We start from the raw sequence: 15,733 nt of genomic DNA on the forward strand, positions 1-15,733 counted from the left end.
TTAAAGACGGTGAAATCGGGTGAACGCGTCATTTTTCTCAGGTAAGTTGCTCCGGCGGCAACGCACGTTTTTCGAAGTACGCAGGTAGTTCGTCGATGTTCAATCGCAACGCCACGTTTTCGGGAGAAGAAGAAATGGATGCTTCCAGCTTCATCACGTCGCTGCAGACCACGCTAGGCGGATACCTGCCCAAGATCGCCGGCGCGATCGGCATCCTGGTGATCGGCTGGCTGATTGCCGTGGCGGTGCGGGCCGGCGCGTTGCGCCTGCTCAACGCGCTGAAGGTCGATCAGCGGATCACCGACAGCACCGGCCAGGGCGCGTGCGTCGAACGCATCATCGCCGGCGGCCTGTTCTGGCTCGTGCTGCTCGTCACCGCGGTGGGCATCTTCAACGTGCTCAACCTGTACGCGGTCTCCAATCCGTTCTCGCTGCTCGTCACGCACATCGTCAACTACCTGCCGAACCTGATCGGCGGCGCGGCGCTGACGCTGATCGCGTGGCTGATCGCATCGCTGCTGCGCAGCCTCGCGAACCGCGCGCTGAAGGCGAGCAAGGTCGACGCCACGCTGTCCGAAAGCGCCGGCATGCAGCCGATGAGCGGCTATCTCGGCGACGTGCTGTTCTGGCTCGTGATCCTGATGTTCCTGCCGGCGATCCTCGCGTCGTTCGCGCTGTCGGGGCTGCTGTCGCCGGTGCAGGGAATGGTCGACAAGCTGCTCGCGATCGTGCCGAACATTTTCGCGGCCGCGGTGATCGGCTTCGTCGGCTGGGTCGTCGCGCGCGTGCTGCGCGGCCTCGTGACCAACCTGCTGGTCGCGGCCGGCGCCGACCGCCTCACGCAGGGAATCGACAGCCCGACGCCGGTGCGCGTGTCGAGCCTGGTCGGCACGATCGTCTACGTGTTCGTGTTCGTGCCGACGCTGATCTCCGCGCTCGACGCGCTGAAGATCGACGCGATCTCGATCCCCGCGACCAACATGCTGAACCAGTTCCTCGGCGCGGTGCCGGACATCGTCGCGGCGATCGTGATCGTGCTGGTCACGTTCTACTTCGCCCGCTTCGTCGCGTCGCTCGCGCAGAAGCTGCTGGAAGCCGCCGGCGTCGACGGGCTGCCGGCCGTGCTCGGTGTCGAGCGCGTGTTCTCCGGGATCCTGCAGCCGTCGGTGCTGGTCGCGCGGCTGATCGTGTTTTTCGCGATGCTGTTCGCGTCGGTCGAGGCCGCGAACCGGCTCGGTTTCTCGCAGGTGCGCGACGTCGTCACGCTGTTCATCGAATTCGGCGGCCACGTGCTGATGGGCGGCGTGATCCTCGTGATCGGCGTGTGGCTCGCGGGCCTTGCCCGCCGCGTGATCGAGCAGGCCGACCGCGAGCACAGCGTGCTGTTCGCACGCATCGCGCAATTCGCGATCCTCGGCCTCGTGTTCGCGATGGGGCTGCGCGCGATGGGCATCGCCAACGAAATCGTCCAGCTCGCGTTCGGTCTCGTGCTCGGCGCGATCGCGGTGGCCGTTGCGCTGTCGTTCGGCCTCGGCGGTCGCGAGGCGGCCGGCAAGCTGCTCGACCGCTGGTTCAACCAGCGCGGCGGCGGCCAGTAAGCACGGACGATCGGGCCTGCGTCGCGCGGGCCCGGATCGACGTCGCAACGGACGCGGCCGGCGTTTCCGCAAGCGAAACGTCAGCCGCGATCTTTGCCGAATTTCGATAACACGTCGTTTAATGACTCTCTAGCATCGATTCTCAGTCGCGCTGGTCCGCAGGCCCGGCGCCTTTGAGGAGAGAGTCCGATGAAAGCAGAGTCGAATGGCCGGCCCGCCGCCGGCGCCAAGCTGTCCGGCCAGCCCGCGCTGCAGCAGACGCTCGGGACCTGGCAACTGTGGGGCATCGCGGTCGGCCTCGTGATTTCCGGCGAATACTTCGGCTGGAGCTACGGCTGGGCGAGCGCCGGCACGCTGGGTTTCGTGATCACCGCGCTGTTCGTCGCGGCGATGTACACCACCTTCATCTTCAGTTTCACCGAGCTGACGACGTCGATTCCGCATGCGGGCGGCCCGTTCGCGTATGCGCGCCGCGCGTTCGGCCCGACCGGCGGCTATCTGGCCGGCGCCGCGACGCTCGTCGAGTTCGTGTTCGCGCCGCCCGCGATCGCGCTCGCGATCGGCGCGTACCTGCACGTGCAGTTTCCGGGGCTCGAACCGAAACACGCGGCGATGGGCGCGTATCTCGTGTTCATGGCGCTGAACATCGTCGGCGTGCAGATCGCGGCGACCTTCGAGCTCGTCGTCACGCTGCTCGCGATCTTCGAGCTGCTGGTGTTCATGGGCGTCGTGTCGCCGGGTTTCGCGTGGAGCAATTTCACGAAGGGCGGCTGGTCGGGCGCCGATCACTTCAGCCTGGGCGCGTTCCACGGGATGTTCGCGGCGATTCCGTTCGCGATCTGGTTCTTTCTCGCGATCGAAGGCGTCGCGATGGCCGCCGAGGAAGCGAAGAACCCGAAGCGCTCGATTCCGATCGCGTACGTGGCCGGGATCCTGACCCTCGTGGCGCTCGCGATCGGCGTGATGGTGTTCGCCGGCGGCGCGGGCGACTGGACCAAGCTCGCGAACATCAACGATCCGCTGCCGCAGGCGATGAAGTACATCGTCGGCGCGAACAGCGGCTGGATGCACATGCTCGTGTGGCTCGGGCTGTTCGGGCTCGTCGCGTCGTTCCACGGGATCATCCTCGGCTATTCGCGCCAGATCTTCGCGCTGGCCCGCGAAGGCTACCTGCCCGAATGGCTCGCGAAGGTGCATCCGCGCTTCAAGACGCCGTACCGCGCGATCCTCGCGGGCGGCGTGGTCGGGATCGCCGCGATCTACAGCGACGAGCTGATCCAGTTCGGCGGGCAGACGCTCACCGCGAATATCGTGACGATGTCGGTGTTCGGCGCGATCGTGATGTATATCGTGAGCATGGCGGCGCTGTTCAAGCTGCGCCGCTCGCAGCCGAACCTGGAGCGACCGTTCCGCGCGCCGCTGTATCCGATCTTCCCGGCATTCGCGATCCTCGCGGCGCTGGTCTGCCTCGGTACGATGGTGTATTTCAACGGGCTGGTCGCGCTGGTGTTCGTCGGTTTCCTCGCGGTCGGTTACGCGTACTTCCTCGCGACCCGCGCGCAGCGCGCGAGCGCGCCCGGCGACGCGCTGCTCGAGGAGTGAGCGATGCCGACGGTGCAGGCGAAGATGAAAGTGAAAGGCCGTTCCTGACGGCATCCGGCGCGCCCCGTCGAACGGGCGCGCCGTCGGCTTTTGATCGGGGGCGTGAACCGGCCCCGGGATGGACAAGGAGACTCGCACGATGTCCTATACGGAGACGATCGGTCCGCGCACGTACCGCTTCGCGGACCTGAAGACGCTGCTCGCGAAGGCGAGCCCGCTGCGTTCCGGCGACCAGCTCGCCGGCGTCGCGGCGGCGAGCGAGGAGGAGCGCGTCGCCGCGAAGATCGCGCTCGCGGGCGTGCCGCTGAAGGCGTTCCTGAACGAAGCGGTGATCCCGTATGAAGACGACGAGGTCACGCGCCTCATCATCGACGATCACGACGCGCAGGCGTTCGCCGACATCTCGCACCTCACCGTCGGCGATTTCCGCAACTGGCTGCTGTCGCCCGCGGCCGACGGCGCGGCGCTCGAGCGAATCGCGCCCGGCCTCACGCCCGAGATGGTCGCGGCCGTGTCGAAGCTGATGCGCAACCAGGACCTGATCGCGGCCGCGAGGAAGCGCCGCGTCGTCACGCGCTTTCGCAACACGGTCGGGCTGGCCGGCCGGATGTCGGTCCGGCTGCAGCCGAATCACCCGACCGACGACGTGAAGGGCATCGCCGCGTCGATGCTCGACGGGCTGATGTACGGCTGCGGCGACGCGATGATCGGCATCAACCCGGCCACCGACAGCCTCGCGGCGATCGTGAAATTGCTCGCGATGATCGACGGCTTCCGCGAGCGCTACGGCGTGCCGACCCAGTCGTGCGTGCTCACGCACGTGACCAACACGATCGCGGCGATCGAGAAGGGCGCGCCGGTCGATCTCGTGTTCCAGTCGATCGCGGGCACCGAGAAAGCCAATGCCAGCTTCGGGATCTCGCTCGCGCTGCTCGGCGAGGCGCGCGAGGCCGCACTGGCGCTGAAGCGCGGCACGGTCGGCAACAACCTGATGTACTTCGAGACGGGCCAGGGCAGCGCGCTGTCGGCGAACGCGCATTTCGGCGTCGACCAGCAGACCTGCGAAGTGCGCGCGTATGCGGTCGCGCGCAAGTTCGAGCCGTTCCTCGTGAACACCGTGGTCGGCTTCATCGGGCCCGAATACCTGTACGACGGCAAGCAGATCATCCGCGCGGGCCTCGAGGATCACTTCTGCGGCAAGCTGCTGGGCGTGCCGATGGGCTGCGACATCTGCTACACGAACCATGCGGAAGCCGACCAGGACGACATGGATACGCTGCTGACGCTGCTGGGGGCGGCCGGCATCAACTTCATCATGGGGATTCCGGGCGCGGACGACGTGATGCTGAACTACCAGAGCACGTCGTTCCACGACCAGCTCTACGTGCGCGAGGTGCTCGGGCTGCGCCGCGCGCCCGAGTTCGAGGAATGGCTGGAGACGATGGAGATCGCCGACGCGCACGGCGCGCTGCGCGCCGCGACGGCGCGCGTGCCGCTGCTCGCGGGGGCGAACGACTGGATGGGGGTGTCCGCATGAGCGACGCCGTCGAAAAGAACCCCTGGGCGCAGCTGAAGTCGTTCACGAACGCGCGGATCGCGCTCGGCCGCGCGGGCAACAGCCTGCCGACCGCGCCGCTGCTGGCTTTCAACCTGTCGCATGCGCAGGCGCGCGACGCGGTGCACCAGCCGCTCGACGCGGATGCGCTGCGGCGCGAGATCGAGGCGGCCGGCATGCTGCCGACGCTGCGCGTGCAGAGCGCCGCGCCCGACCGTGACCATTACCTGCGCCGGCCTGATCTCGGCCGCAAGCTGTCGGACGACAGCCGCGGGCTGCTGGCGGGTTACGGGGCGGCGCTCGACGAGGCGCCCGACGTCGTGTTCGTGGTCGGCGACGGGCTGTCGGCGTTCGCGGCCGCGAAGCAGGCGCTGCCGCTGTTGCAGGCCGTGCGGCCGCGGCTCGATGCGGATGGCTGGCGGATCGGCCCGGTGGTGGTCGCGACGCAGGCGCGCGTCGCGCTCGGCGACGAGATCGGCGAGCTGTTGCGCGCGAAGGTCGTCGCGATGCTGATCGGCGAGCGGCCCGGGCTCAGTTCGCCGGACAGCCTCGGCGTGTATCTGACGTGGGCGCCGAAGGTCGGCTGTCACGACGCGCTGCGCAACTGCATCTCCAACGTGCGGCCCGAAGGACTGCCGCACGCGGCCGCCGCGCACAAGCTGCATTACCTGATGACGCATGCGCGCAGGCTCGGGCTGACGGGCGTCGGGCTGAAGGACGACAGCGACTCGCTGTTGCCGGCGGCGGAAGCGGAACGGATCGGCGTGACTACCTGAACAGCCGCTCGCACAGGAAATCGACGAACACGCGCAGCTTCGGCGACAACTGCCGGCTCGACGGCCACACGATCGAGAACTGCCCCGGCGCGATCCGGTAGTCGTCGAGCACGGTGACGAGCGCACCGTGTTCGAGTGCGTCGCGCGCGAGGAAGTCGGGCATGTAGCCGATGCCCAGCCCCGCGAGCACGGCGCCACGCAGCGCCTCCATGTTGTTGCAGGTCATCGCGGTGCGCAGCTTCAGCGGTGTGCCGTCGTCGGCCGCGAGCGCCCAGTCCTGCAGCTTGCCGGTGGTCGGAAAGCAGTAGCGCACGCAGTCGTGCGCTTCGAGCTCGCGTGGCGTGCGCGGCGTGCCGGCTTGCGCGAGATACGCGGGCGTCGCGCACAGCACGAACGCGAACGGACCGAGCCGCCGCGACATCAGGCTCGAATCGGACAGCGGGCCGCTGCGGATCACCGCGTCGAAGCCGCCTTCGACCACGTCGACCATCCGGTCGTTGAAATCGAGATCGAGTTCGACGTCCGGGTAGCGCTGCCGGAATTCGGGCAGCACCGGCAGCAGGAAGCGGTAGCCGATCACCGGCAGGCTCACGCGCAGCTTGCCGCGCGGGCGCTGCGCGGACGCCGTCACGGTCGCCTCCGCGTCGCGAAAATCCTCGAGGATGCGCTGGCAACGCTCGTAGAAATGCCGCCCCTCTTCGGTGAGCGTCACGCGCCGCGTCGTGCGATTGAACAGCCGCACGCCGAGCGACTGCTCCAGTTTCGCGATCGTCTTGCCGACCGCCGACGCCGAGATGCCGAGCGCGCGGCCGGCCGCGACGAAGCTCAGCGCTTCGGCGGCGCGGACGAACGCGACGATGCCGGTGAGATTTTCCATCGAATCGAACGACGTGCAGCCACGCACGCTGTCAGGTGAATTACGGAATTTTAGTCCGTTATATGTGGAGCTTCGCGGGGTTTTTCGCGGATTGAATCGGATTTATCGTCTGTCGCTCTGATGGCGCATCCGCGCCGGCTTTTCGAGGAGCGATGATGGATCACCCTGTTTCAGCCGTTTCGGCCCTGGCGGCGCGTCGGCGCGCGTGGGTGCTGGCCGCCGTCTGCATGGCCGCCGTCGCGCTGCCGCTGTCGTTTTCGGGCGGCGCGGTCGCGACGCCGGCGATCGGCCGCGACCTGCACGGCAGCCCGGTCGCGATGAACTGGATCACCAACGCGTTCATGCTCGCGTTCGGCAGCTTCCTGATGGCGTCGGGCGCGCTGGCCGACCAGTTCGGCCGCAAGCGCCTGTTCGCGATCGGCGTCGGCGGCTTCACGCTGATGTCGGTCGCGCTCGCGTTCTCGCCGTCGATGCTCGCGGTCGACTTGCTGCGCGCCGCGCAAGGGCTTTCGGCGGCCGCGGCGCTGGCCGGCGGCACGGCCGCGCTCGCGCAGGAATTCGACGGCGCGGCGCGCACGCGTGCGTTCAGCCTGCTCGGCACGACGTTCGGGATCGGACTCGCGTTCGGGCCGGTGCTCGCCGGCGGTTTGATCGGGCATTACGGCTGGCGCGCGATCTTCGTGACGAGCGCGGTGGCCGGCGTGCTGTCGCTCGCGTTCGGGCTGCCGCGCATGCACGAGTCGCGCGATCCGCACGCGACCGGGCTCGACTGGCCCGGCACGGCGGCGTTCACGACCGCGCTGACGCTGTTCACGTTCGGCGTGATCGAGGCGCCCGCGCGCGGCTGGTCGAGCCCGCTCGTGATCGCGCTGCTGGCCGGCGCGGCGCTCGGCGCGTGCGCGTTCGTGACGATCGAGACGCGCGTCGCGCGGCCGATGCTCGACCTGTCGCTGTTTCGCATCGCGCGCTTCGTCGGCGTGCAGGTGCTGCCGGTGTCGACCTGCTGCTGCTACATCGTGCTGCTCGTCGTGCTGCCGCTGCGCTTCATCGGCATCGACGGTTTCAGCGAGATCGACGCCGGCTGGCTGATGCTCGCGATTTCCGCGCCGATGCTGGTCGTGCCGCTCGTCGCGGCGACGCTCACGCGCTGGCTGTCGGCCGGCGTGATTTCAGGGCTCGGGCTGCTGGTCGCGGCAGCCGGGCTCGTATGGCTCGGGATCGCGTTGCGCGGCGGCGCGGGGTCGGCGGCGATCGCGCCGATGCTCGCGATCGGTGTCGGCGCCGGCATGCCGTGGGGGCTGATGGACGGGCTGTCGGTGAGCGTCGTGCCGAAGGAGCGCGCGGGGATGGCGACGGGCATTTTCAGCACGACGCGCGTGGCCGGCGAGGGGATCGCGCTGGCGATCGTCGGCGCGGTACTGGCCGCGCTCGCGCAAGCGGGGCTCGCGCACGCGGCAGGGGCGGCCGGTGCTGCCGATGCGCCGGATGCGACGCTGCGGGCCGCCGCGCGGCTCGCGACCGGCGATCTCGCGGGCGCGGCGGCCGCGTTGCCGGGCGTCGGTCGGGCGGCGTTGATCGCGAGCTACACGCACGCGTTCGACCGGCTGCTGATGGGGCTGGCCGTCGTCACCGTGCTGTGCGCGGTGGTGGTGTTCGGGTTTCTCGGCCGGCGGCCGGCCGCCGATGAAACGGGGGACGATGCGGACGGCCGCGCGCCCGCCGATGCGTCGGCGCGCAGCCGGATCGAGCCGGCCTGCGCGGAGACGCACGGGCGGTGAGTGTTGCATCGCGACGCGTCGACGCGTCGGTACTTCGGCACATCGGCACATCGGCATTTCGGTCGATGCAGGCGCCGTGCCCGCATGGTCGGCTGGCCAGCGCGTCACCCGTCGCGCATCACGCCAGCACGAGCGGCGGCAGCGCCGCATCCGCGCGCGCCTGCGCACGTTCCACATCGATCACCAGATAGCGCAACGCGTCCGGCCACAGGTGCGCGCGCGCTTGCGCATCCTCGTCGAGCGTCGCGCGGCCCTGCACGAGCCAGGTCGTCTGGCGCACGAAATCGACGAACAGCAGCGCGATGGCCGGATTCACGAGCAGGTTGCCGATCGTGTTGAGCAGGTTGTTGCCCGCGAAATCGGGCAGCACCAGCGTGCGGCGATCCGGGATATCGACGAGCGGCGTGAACGAGCCGTCGGCACGCGGCTGGCGGCCACGGTACGAACAGTCGCCGTTACCGGCCGCGTCGGCGGTCGCGACGATCAGGAAAGCCTGCTCGCGGATGAATGCGATGGCGTCGTCGGTCAGGGGGCCGCGATCGTTCATGGTGTCGGTCGGCGCGTGCGCCGTGGCGTGGGGATCGGTGATCCGCACGCAAGCGACATGCCACGCGCGGCGGCGCGCCTCCACGGGCAGCGCCCCTGCGCGCACTGTGGAAATTCCGAACAGCGATCCCGTCGCTGCGCAATAGCGGTGTTCAGAATCGGTACACCCGCCGTGTTGCGTGCGTGAACACCGCACGGTGCGAACACGGGCCGGCCGCGATCGACGTGCCCCCGGTCCGTTTGGCACGCATGTTGCGTAAACGGGACCAGCGCATTCCAACCGGCGCTGTACTCACACAAGCACGATGAACAGGAGACATGTATGAACCCGTTTGACCTGAAGCAACTGGGCCTCGACGTCGAATACCCGTACCGTCAGCAATACGACAACTACATCGGCGGCAAGTGGGTGGCGCCCGTGAAGGGCGAGTATTTCGAGAACGTGTCGCCGATCAACGGCCAGCCGTTCTGCCGCATCCCGCGCTCCGGCGCCGACGACATCGAGCTGGCGCTCGATGCCGCGCATGCCGCGCGCCGCAAGTGGGGCAAGACGTCCGTCGCCGAGCGCGCGAACCTGCTGCTCGCCGCCGCCGACCGGATGGAAAAGAACCTGAAGCTGCTGGCCGTGGCCGAGACGATCGACAACGGCAAGCCGCTGCGCGAGACGATGGCGGCCGACCTGCCGCTCGCGATCGACCACTTCCGCTATTTCGCGGGCTGCATCCGCGCGCAGGAAGGCGGCATCTCCGAAATCGACGACAACACCGTCGCGTATCACTTCCACGAGCCGCTCGGCGTGGTCGGCCAGATCATCCCGTGGAACTTCCCGCTGCTGATGGCCGCGTGGAAGCTCGCGCCGGCGCTCGCGGCCGGCTGCTGCGTGGTGATGAAGCCGGCCGAGCAGACGCCCGCGTCGGTGCTCGTGCTGATGGAGCTGATCGGCGACCTGTTCCCGGCCGGCACGATCAACATCGTGAACGGCTTCGGCAAGGAAGCGGGCGAAGCGCTCGCGACCAGCAAGCGGATCGCGAAGATCGCGTTCACGGGCTCGACCCCGGTCGGCAAGCACATCCTGCGCGCGGCGGCCGACAGCCTGATCCCGTCGACGGTCGAGCTGGGCGGCAAGAGCCCGAACATCTTCTTCGCCGACGTGCTCGACCAGGACGACGCGTTCCTCGACAAGGCGCTCGAAGGGCTCGCGATGTTCGCGCTGAACCAGGGCGAGGTGTGCACGTGCCCGTCGCGGATCCTGATCCAGGAATCGATCTACGAACGCTTCATCGAGAAGGCCGTCGCGCGCGTCGAGCGCATCAAGTCCGGCCACCCGCTCGACCTGCAGACGATGATCGGCGCGCAGGCGTCGCAGCAGCAGCTCGACAAGATCCTGTCGTACATCGACATCGGCCGCGGCGAAGGCGCGCAATGCCTGACGGGCGGCGAGCGCGCGGCGCCGGCCGCCGACCTCGGCACGGGCTACTACGTGAAGCCGACGATGCTGCTCGGCAACAACAAGATGCGCGTGTTCCAGGAGGAGATCTTCGGGCCGGTCGCGTCGGTGATGACGTTCAAGGACGAGCAGGAAGCGATCGAACTCGCGAACGATACGTTCTACGGGCTCGGCGCCGGCGTGTGGACGCGCAACGGCACGCGTGCGTACCGGATGGGCCGCGAGGTCGAGGCCGGCCGCGTGTGGACCAACTGCTACCACCTGTACCCCGCGCATGCGGCGTTCGGCGGCTACAAGCAGTCGGGGATCGGCCGCGAGACGCACAAGATGGCGCTGTCGAACTATCAGCAGACGAAGTGCCTGCTGGTCAGCTACCAGGCCGAGGCGCTCGGGTTCTTCTGATCGCCGAAGCCGGCGCGACGTGTCGGGGGCCGGTTGGGCCCCGTACGTCGCCCGGTTCGATTTCCCTGTTCGACAGTCGGCGCGGGCTGCGTTGTTGGCGGCCGGCGCCGGCCACGCTGCCGACCGCCGCGCATGCGCGGCGGTACGGCGCGCCGATGCATACGACGACCCCCAGCATGGCAGAACCGCCCCGATCCTTTCCCCGTCACCCGGTATTTCATCCGGGCGAACTCGACGCGCAACACCGCTTCGGCGTCGCCGACGAAGCCGAGCGGATGAGCGACGCCGTGACGACGCGGCTGAGCCTCGGCGTGCGGCAGTTCATCGAATCGCAGCCGTTCATGTTCGTCGGCATGGCATCCGGCGCGGGTGCGTCGATGACCTGCGACATCGTGCAGAGCCGATGCGACGCGAACGGCGATCTGCTGCCGGTGGTACGCGTGATCGACACGAAGACGCTGCGGTTCGCGTTGCCCGCCGCGCATGGCGGCGACGGCGGCCGGATCGACGCGGCCGCCTGCGACGGCAGCGGCGTCGGATTGCTGTTCGTCGATTTCGTGCGCGGCCTGCGCTACCGGATCAACGGTCGCGCCACGCTGCGCGCCGATCTGCCGGAAGCGGACGCGGCGCCGTGGGCGGCGGGCAGCGCGATCGTCGAGCTGGCGATCGCGCACGCATACGGCAATTGCGGCACGCGGGTCGTGCGGCTGAAGCCGGCCCGGTAGCCGGCATCCGGGCGCGGGCGGCGGCGCGCATGCGCGCTCGCCGCGCGGATCGCACCGGCGGCGTGCGCGGCATGCCGCCTTCGGGTGCGCCCGCATGGCGCGCGGCGGCCGGACAGCGTGGAATGGCGGGTTGCTCGCCGGGCCGTGCGGTTCGGCACGGGACTTGCGTGGCACGCAGGGTTCCGCGCAGGTGAGGGAGAACACGATGGATCAACACGTGGTGAGTACGGAAGAACCGACCGCCGAAGACACGCGGCGCAGCGCGCAGGGCGACGATGCGTTCGCCGGGCAGGCCGTCGTCAGCGTCGCGCACGATGCGGACGAGCAGGCGCGCAACCTGATCGGCTGGCGGCAGACCTACGACCAGCTCGCGGCCGGCCGCTTCGTCGGCACGCTGACCGAGCTGCCGCTCGACACGATGAAGCTGTTTCGCGAATCGACCAGCCATCTGCTGCGCCAGGCGTGCGAAGTGCGCGGCGATGCGTACTGGTTCGGCATTCCGCTCGTGTGCGACGGCTCGGCGCGCGTCGATGCGTGCCGCATCGGCCCCGGCGCGCTCGCATTCCGGCCCGGCAACGTCGAATTCGAATTGGTGACGCCCGCGCAGTTCTCGATCTACGGCGTCGTCGTGCGCGGCGACGTGCTGCGCCGCTATGCCGAGGACGTCGAGCGCCGCGCGCTCGACGAGCGGTTGTTCACGCAGCGCGTGATGCAGGTCGGCGATGCGCGGCTCGCGCGGCTGTGCGCGCTGCTCGGCCGCCGGCTCGACGGCGCGGTGGCGATGGCCGGCCCGCTGCCCGATGCGCAGCGCGACGACCTGCAGGCCGAAGTGCTGGCCGCACTGTTCGATGCCTGCGCGCAGCTGGCCGACGACGGCAGCGGCGGCGCGCCGTCGACGCGCCGCTGGCTCGTCGACCAGGCGCGCGACTACGTGCTCGCGCACCGCACGCGCCCGGTCGGCGTGCCCGAGCTGTGCGAGCAGTTGCATGTGAGCCGGCGCACGCTGCAGTACTGTTTCCAGGACGTGCTCGGCATGGCGCCCGCGACCTACCTGCGCACGCTGCGGCTGAACGGCGCGCGGCGCGACCTGTGCGGGCGCGCGGCGGGGTCGGTGCAGGATGTCGCGGAGGCGTGGGGTTTCTGGCATCTCAGCCAGTTCGCGACCGATTACCGGCGCCTGTTCGGCAAGCGGCCGTCGGAGACGCTGCGCGATCGCGCGTGAGGGGCTTGGCGGGAAGGCGGGCGGCCGGAGCGGCGTCTGCAGTGGTGCTGACGCGGTGGGCGTGCCGCTACTGGCTTGATCGTTCCGCCCGCCGCTGCGCAGGCTTCGCTCAGATGGCCTGTGCAGTCACGTCGCGCGGTGCGGGCCACGCGAGCGCGTCCCAGTCGATTGCGCGGTAAGCGGCTTCGACCGCCGCCAGATCGTCCGGCCGCTCGCTGCGATGCAGCCCGTGCAATGCGGCCGGCACGTCGAGCGTGACGGGGACGCAATGCGGATAGTCGCGCACGCGCAGCGCCGGGCCGATCGTCGTGAAGCATGCGAGCGTCGGCACGTCGAAACCGTCGGCGAGATGCAGGGCCGCCGTGTCCGGCGCGAACAGCAGGCTCGCGCCCTTGATCCAGGCGATGAAGCGCGCGGTGTCGGCCGCGTCGCTGCTCATATCCACGTAACCTGGATGCGCTAGCGGACCGAAGCCGACTACCGGCAATCCGTAACGCTGCGCGAGCCGATCCACGAACGCGACGCGCAGCGCGGGCGGCACGCTGCGCACCGCGGTGCTCGCACTCGGGCAGAACAGCACGTACGGCCGCTGCCATTCGGCCGGCAGCGCGGGCAGCGGCAGCCGCGCGAGCCAGCGGTTGCGCTTCGCGGCGGCCGGCACGGCGGCCGGATCGACGCCGAGCGCGTCGAGGAAAAAGTCGATCATCGGCAGCCGCGCGAACGCGGGCCAGTACAGGTGATTGCCGACGTCGATGCAGTGCGTCTCCGTGGCCAGCGCTTCGGCGGGGTACGGCAGCGCGCGCGACGGCGCGACGACGTCGGCCGCGAGCGCGTACAGCGCATCGACATAGCGCGGCGCGCGCGCCGGCCGGTACAGCGTGAAGCGCAGGCCCGGATGGGCATCCCGCAACGCGGCGAGGGCCGTCATCCCGATCACCGAATCGCCGAGCGTGACGCCCATGCCGTTGATCACGTGCACGTGCCGCGCCGCGCCGTAGTCGAGCCGGAACGGTCGGGACGCGGCGTGCCGCAGGCCGAGCGCGGGCGCGGCCGCTACATGGCCTTCGGCGCGCGCGTCGCCCTGCTCGAGGTCGTACGGTGCGACGAGCGTGCCGTCGGGCGCGAGCAGCGTGCCGGGGCAGGTCAGCGCGTCGTCGTGCGACAGCGCGGCGACGGGCGGCGTGGCGTGCATGTCGCCCGACGTCATGCGCCGCGCGCGCGGCGGCCCTGCTCGCGGATCTGCTCGAGCGTCGCGGCGGGTGTGCTGGCGTCCTGCGGGATGCGGATCTCGATCACCGCGGGCAGCCCGCAGGTCAACGCGCGTTCGAGCGCGGGCGCGAAATCGGCGGTGCGCTCGACCGTCTCGCCATGCGCGCCGAACGCACGCGCATACGCGGCGAAATCCGGATTCGTGAGCCCCGTGCCGTGCACGCGGCCCGGGTAGTTACGCTCCTGATGCATGCGGATCGTGCCGAAATGACCGTTGTTGACGACGATCGCGACGATGTTCAGCCCGTATTGCATCGCGGTCGCGAGCTCGTTGCCGGCCATCATGAAGCAGCCGTCGCCCGCGAGCGCGACGACGGCGCGCTGCGGATACAGCGACTTCGCGGCGAGCGCGGCCGGCAGCCCGTAGCCCATCGCGCCGCTCGTCGGCGCGAGCTGCGAACGGTAGTGCCGGTACGCGAAGTGGCGATGCAGCCAGATCGCATAGTTGCCCGCGCCGTTGGTCAGGATCGCGTCGTGCGGCAGGCGCTCGCGCAACTGCACCATCACGTCGCCGAGCTGCACGTCGCCGGGCATCGGCAGCGGCGCATGCCATTCGCGGTATGCGCGGTGCGCGTCGGCGGCCGCGCCGGCCCACGCGGGCCGCTCCGGCGGTTCGAGCGCGGCCAGCGGCGCGGCGATCTCGGGCATGCCCGACACGATCGGCAGGTCGGCGGCGTACACGCGGCCGAGTTCGTCCGCGCCCTGATGCACGTGGATCAGCGTCTGGCGCGTCTTCGGGATGTCGAGCAGCGTGTAGCCGCCGGTCGTCGCTTCGCCGAGGCGCGGCCCGATCACGAGCAGCAGGTCGGCGTCGCGGATGCGTTTCGCGAGCGCGGGGTTGATCCCGAGCCCGACGTCGCCCGCGTAGTTCGGGTGCGCGTTGTCGATCGTGTCCTGGAAGCGGAACGCGCACGCGACCGGCAATTGCCAGCGTTCGACGAAGGTGCGCAGGTTCGCGCACGCGTCCGGCGTCCAGCCGCTGCCGCCGACGATCGCGAACGGTCGTTCCGCGCGCGCGAGCCGCTCGCGCAGCTCGTCGAGCTGCGCGGCCGACGGCGCCGCCGCGATGCGTTTCGCGGCCGGCACGACGGGCTGCGGCGCGCACGCGTCGGACAGCACGTCCTCCGGCAACGCGAGCACGACCGGGCCGGGCCGGCCGGACGTCGCGACGTGGAACGCATGGCTCAGGTATTCGGGGATGCGGCGCGGGTCGTCGATCTGCGCGACCCATTTCGCCATCTGGCCGAACATCCGGCGGTAGTCGATTTCCTGGAAGGCTTCGCGGTCGAGGTGTTCGCGTGCGCACTGGCCGACGAACAGGATCATCGGCGTCGAATCCTGGAACGCGGTGTGCACGCCGATCGACGCATGGGTCGCGCCGGGCCCGCGCGTGACGAACGCGATGCCCGGGCGGCCGGTCAGCTTGCCGACCGCTTCGGCCATGTTCGCGGCGGCCGCCTCGTGGCGGCAGACGACCGTCTGGATGCGGGCGGTGTCGTCCGCGAGCGCATCGAGCACGGCGAGGAAACTTTCGCCCGGCACGCAGAACACGCGTTCGACGTGATTGGCGAGCAACGCATCGACGAGCAGTCGCGCACCGGTGGTGGTGCGCGGCTCGAGATCCTTGGAATGCGACATGGGCTGCCGTCTCCCTGGGTAGCGGGACGTACAGCTTACGCCGGATGGCCGGGCGCCGGTATGCCGGCCGGTGAAAAGTGTCGGACCGGTGGGTGGACGAGTGCGCGCCGGCTTCGGTTGGCCATCCGGCGAGCTTGTGCACGCTTGTGGGAGAGCGGAAAGTGAGCGCTACGGATGGCGGGCTGACGCTTGTCTCGATCCGAAAGAGGGGACGACCCGCGTGCGTCGATTCCGGACGCCGAAGTCAGCATCGACTTCGCGTCGCGCCGCGCGGCGCCGCGTGAGCGACTCGCGGGCA

Annotated in this window: 12 protein-coding genes; 8 read left to right on the forward strand and 4 right to left on the reverse strand. The window is 69.7% G+C overall.

Annotated features, from left to right (window positions below; translation table 11 throughout):
- The first annotated feature begins 134 nt into the window (after positions 1-134).
- The 4 genes from KU887_RS00685 (at position 135) to eutC (ending at position 5,531) form a co-directional block, all read left to right on the forward strand.
- A complete protein-coding gene (locus KU887_RS00685; protein WP_034201881.1) occupies positions 135-1,598 on the forward strand; it encodes a mechanosensitive ion channel in 1,464 nt (487 codons plus the stop codon).
- 189 nt (positions 1,599-1,787) lie between these two features.
- Positions 1,788-3,200: an ethanolamine permease gene (eat, locus tag KU887_RS00690; RefSeq protein WP_006496293.1), complete on the forward strand. Its 1,413-nt coding sequence runs from the start codon at positions 1,788-1,790 to the stop codon at positions 3,198-3,200.
- A gap of 139 nt (positions 3,201-3,339) precedes the next feature.
- Positions 3,340-4,737: an ethanolamine ammonia-lyase subunit EutB gene (locus KU887_RS00695; RefSeq protein WP_006489528.1), complete on the forward strand. Its 1,398-nt coding sequence runs from the start codon at positions 3,340-3,342 to the stop codon at positions 4,735-4,737.
- Positions 4,734-5,531 (forward strand): ethanolamine ammonia-lyase subunit EutC, encoded by a 798-nt coding sequence (gene eutC / locus KU887_RS00700; RefSeq protein WP_059721119.1) that lies wholly within the window; start codon positions 4,734-4,736, stop codon positions 5,529-5,531. The genes KU887_RS00695 and eutC overlap by 4 nt, the downstream gene beginning before the upstream one ends.
- Here eutC and KU887_RS00705 read toward each other — a convergent pair.
- A complete protein-coding gene (locus KU887_RS00705; protein ID WP_012492249.1) occupies positions 5,524-6,408 on the reverse strand; it encodes a LysR family transcriptional regulator in 885 nt (294 codons plus the stop codon). The genes eutC and KU887_RS00705 overlap by 8 nt on opposite strands.
- Before the next feature lie 155 nt (positions 6,409-6,563).
- On the opposite strand from KU887_RS00705, the gene KU887_RS00710 reads away from it, so the two are divergent.
- Positions 6,564-8,186 carry an MFS transporter gene (locus tag KU887_RS00710; protein ID WP_062884190.1) on the forward strand — a complete coding sequence of 541 codons (1,623 nt, stop codon included), beginning with the start codon at positions 6,564-6,566 and terminating at the stop codon, positions 8,184-8,186.
- Between the two features lie 118 nt (positions 8,187-8,304).
- Here KU887_RS00710 and KU887_RS00715 read toward each other — a convergent pair whose 3' ends face one another.
- Entirely contained in the window at positions 8,305-8,733 is a 429-nt protein-coding gene (locus KU887_RS00715; protein ID WP_034178592.1) for a pyridoxamine 5'-phosphate oxidase family protein, read from the reverse strand.
- A 321-nt stretch (positions 8,734-9,054) separates the two neighbouring features.
- Between KU887_RS00715 and KU887_RS00720 the strand changes: the two genes are divergently transcribed.
- From KU887_RS00720 to KU887_RS00730, 3 genes are all read left to right on the forward strand, one after another.
- Positions 9,055-10,581, forward strand: coding sequence for an aldehyde dehydrogenase family protein (locus KU887_RS00720; RefSeq protein ID WP_006489874.1), 1,527 nt, complete (start codon positions 9,055-9,057; stop codon positions 10,579-10,581).
- A gap of 176 nt (positions 10,582-10,757) precedes the next feature.
- The gene (locus tag KU887_RS00725; RefSeq protein WP_034201148.1) at positions 10,758-11,306 is read left to right on the forward strand and encodes a hypothetical protein; all 549 of its coding nucleotides are present in this window, start codon (positions 10,758-10,760) and stop codon (positions 11,304-11,306) included.
- A gap of 205 nt (positions 11,307-11,511) precedes the next feature.
- The gene (locus tag KU887_RS00730; protein ID WP_258251956.1) at positions 11,512-12,528 is read left to right on the forward strand and encodes a helix-turn-helix domain-containing protein; all 1,017 of its coding nucleotides are present in this window, start codon (positions 11,512-11,514) and stop codon (positions 12,526-12,528) included.
- 109 nt (positions 12,529-12,637) lie between these two features.
- On the opposite strand, the gene KU887_RS00735 is transcribed toward KU887_RS00730, so the two are convergent.
- On the reverse strand, positions 12,638-13,735 hold the full coding sequence (locus KU887_RS00735) for a glycosyltransferase family 9 protein (RefSeq protein WP_258251958.1): 1,098 nt from the start codon (positions 13,733-13,735) through the stop codon (positions 12,638-12,640).
- Positions 13,732-15,435 (reverse strand): thiamine pyrophosphate-binding protein, encoded by a 1,704-nt coding sequence (locus KU887_RS00740; RefSeq protein ID WP_059721116.1) that lies wholly within the window; start codon positions 15,433-15,435, stop codon positions 13,732-13,734. The genes KU887_RS00735 and KU887_RS00740 overlap by 4 nt, the downstream gene beginning before the upstream one ends.
- Positions 15,436-15,733: the final 298 nt, after the last annotated feature.

Origin of the sequence: Burkholderia sp. EMB26, from assembly GCF_024730645.1 — a bacterium.
Classification (GTDB): domain Bacteria; phylum Pseudomonadota; class Gammaproteobacteria; order Burkholderiales; family Burkholderiaceae; genus Burkholderia; species Burkholderia cenocepacia.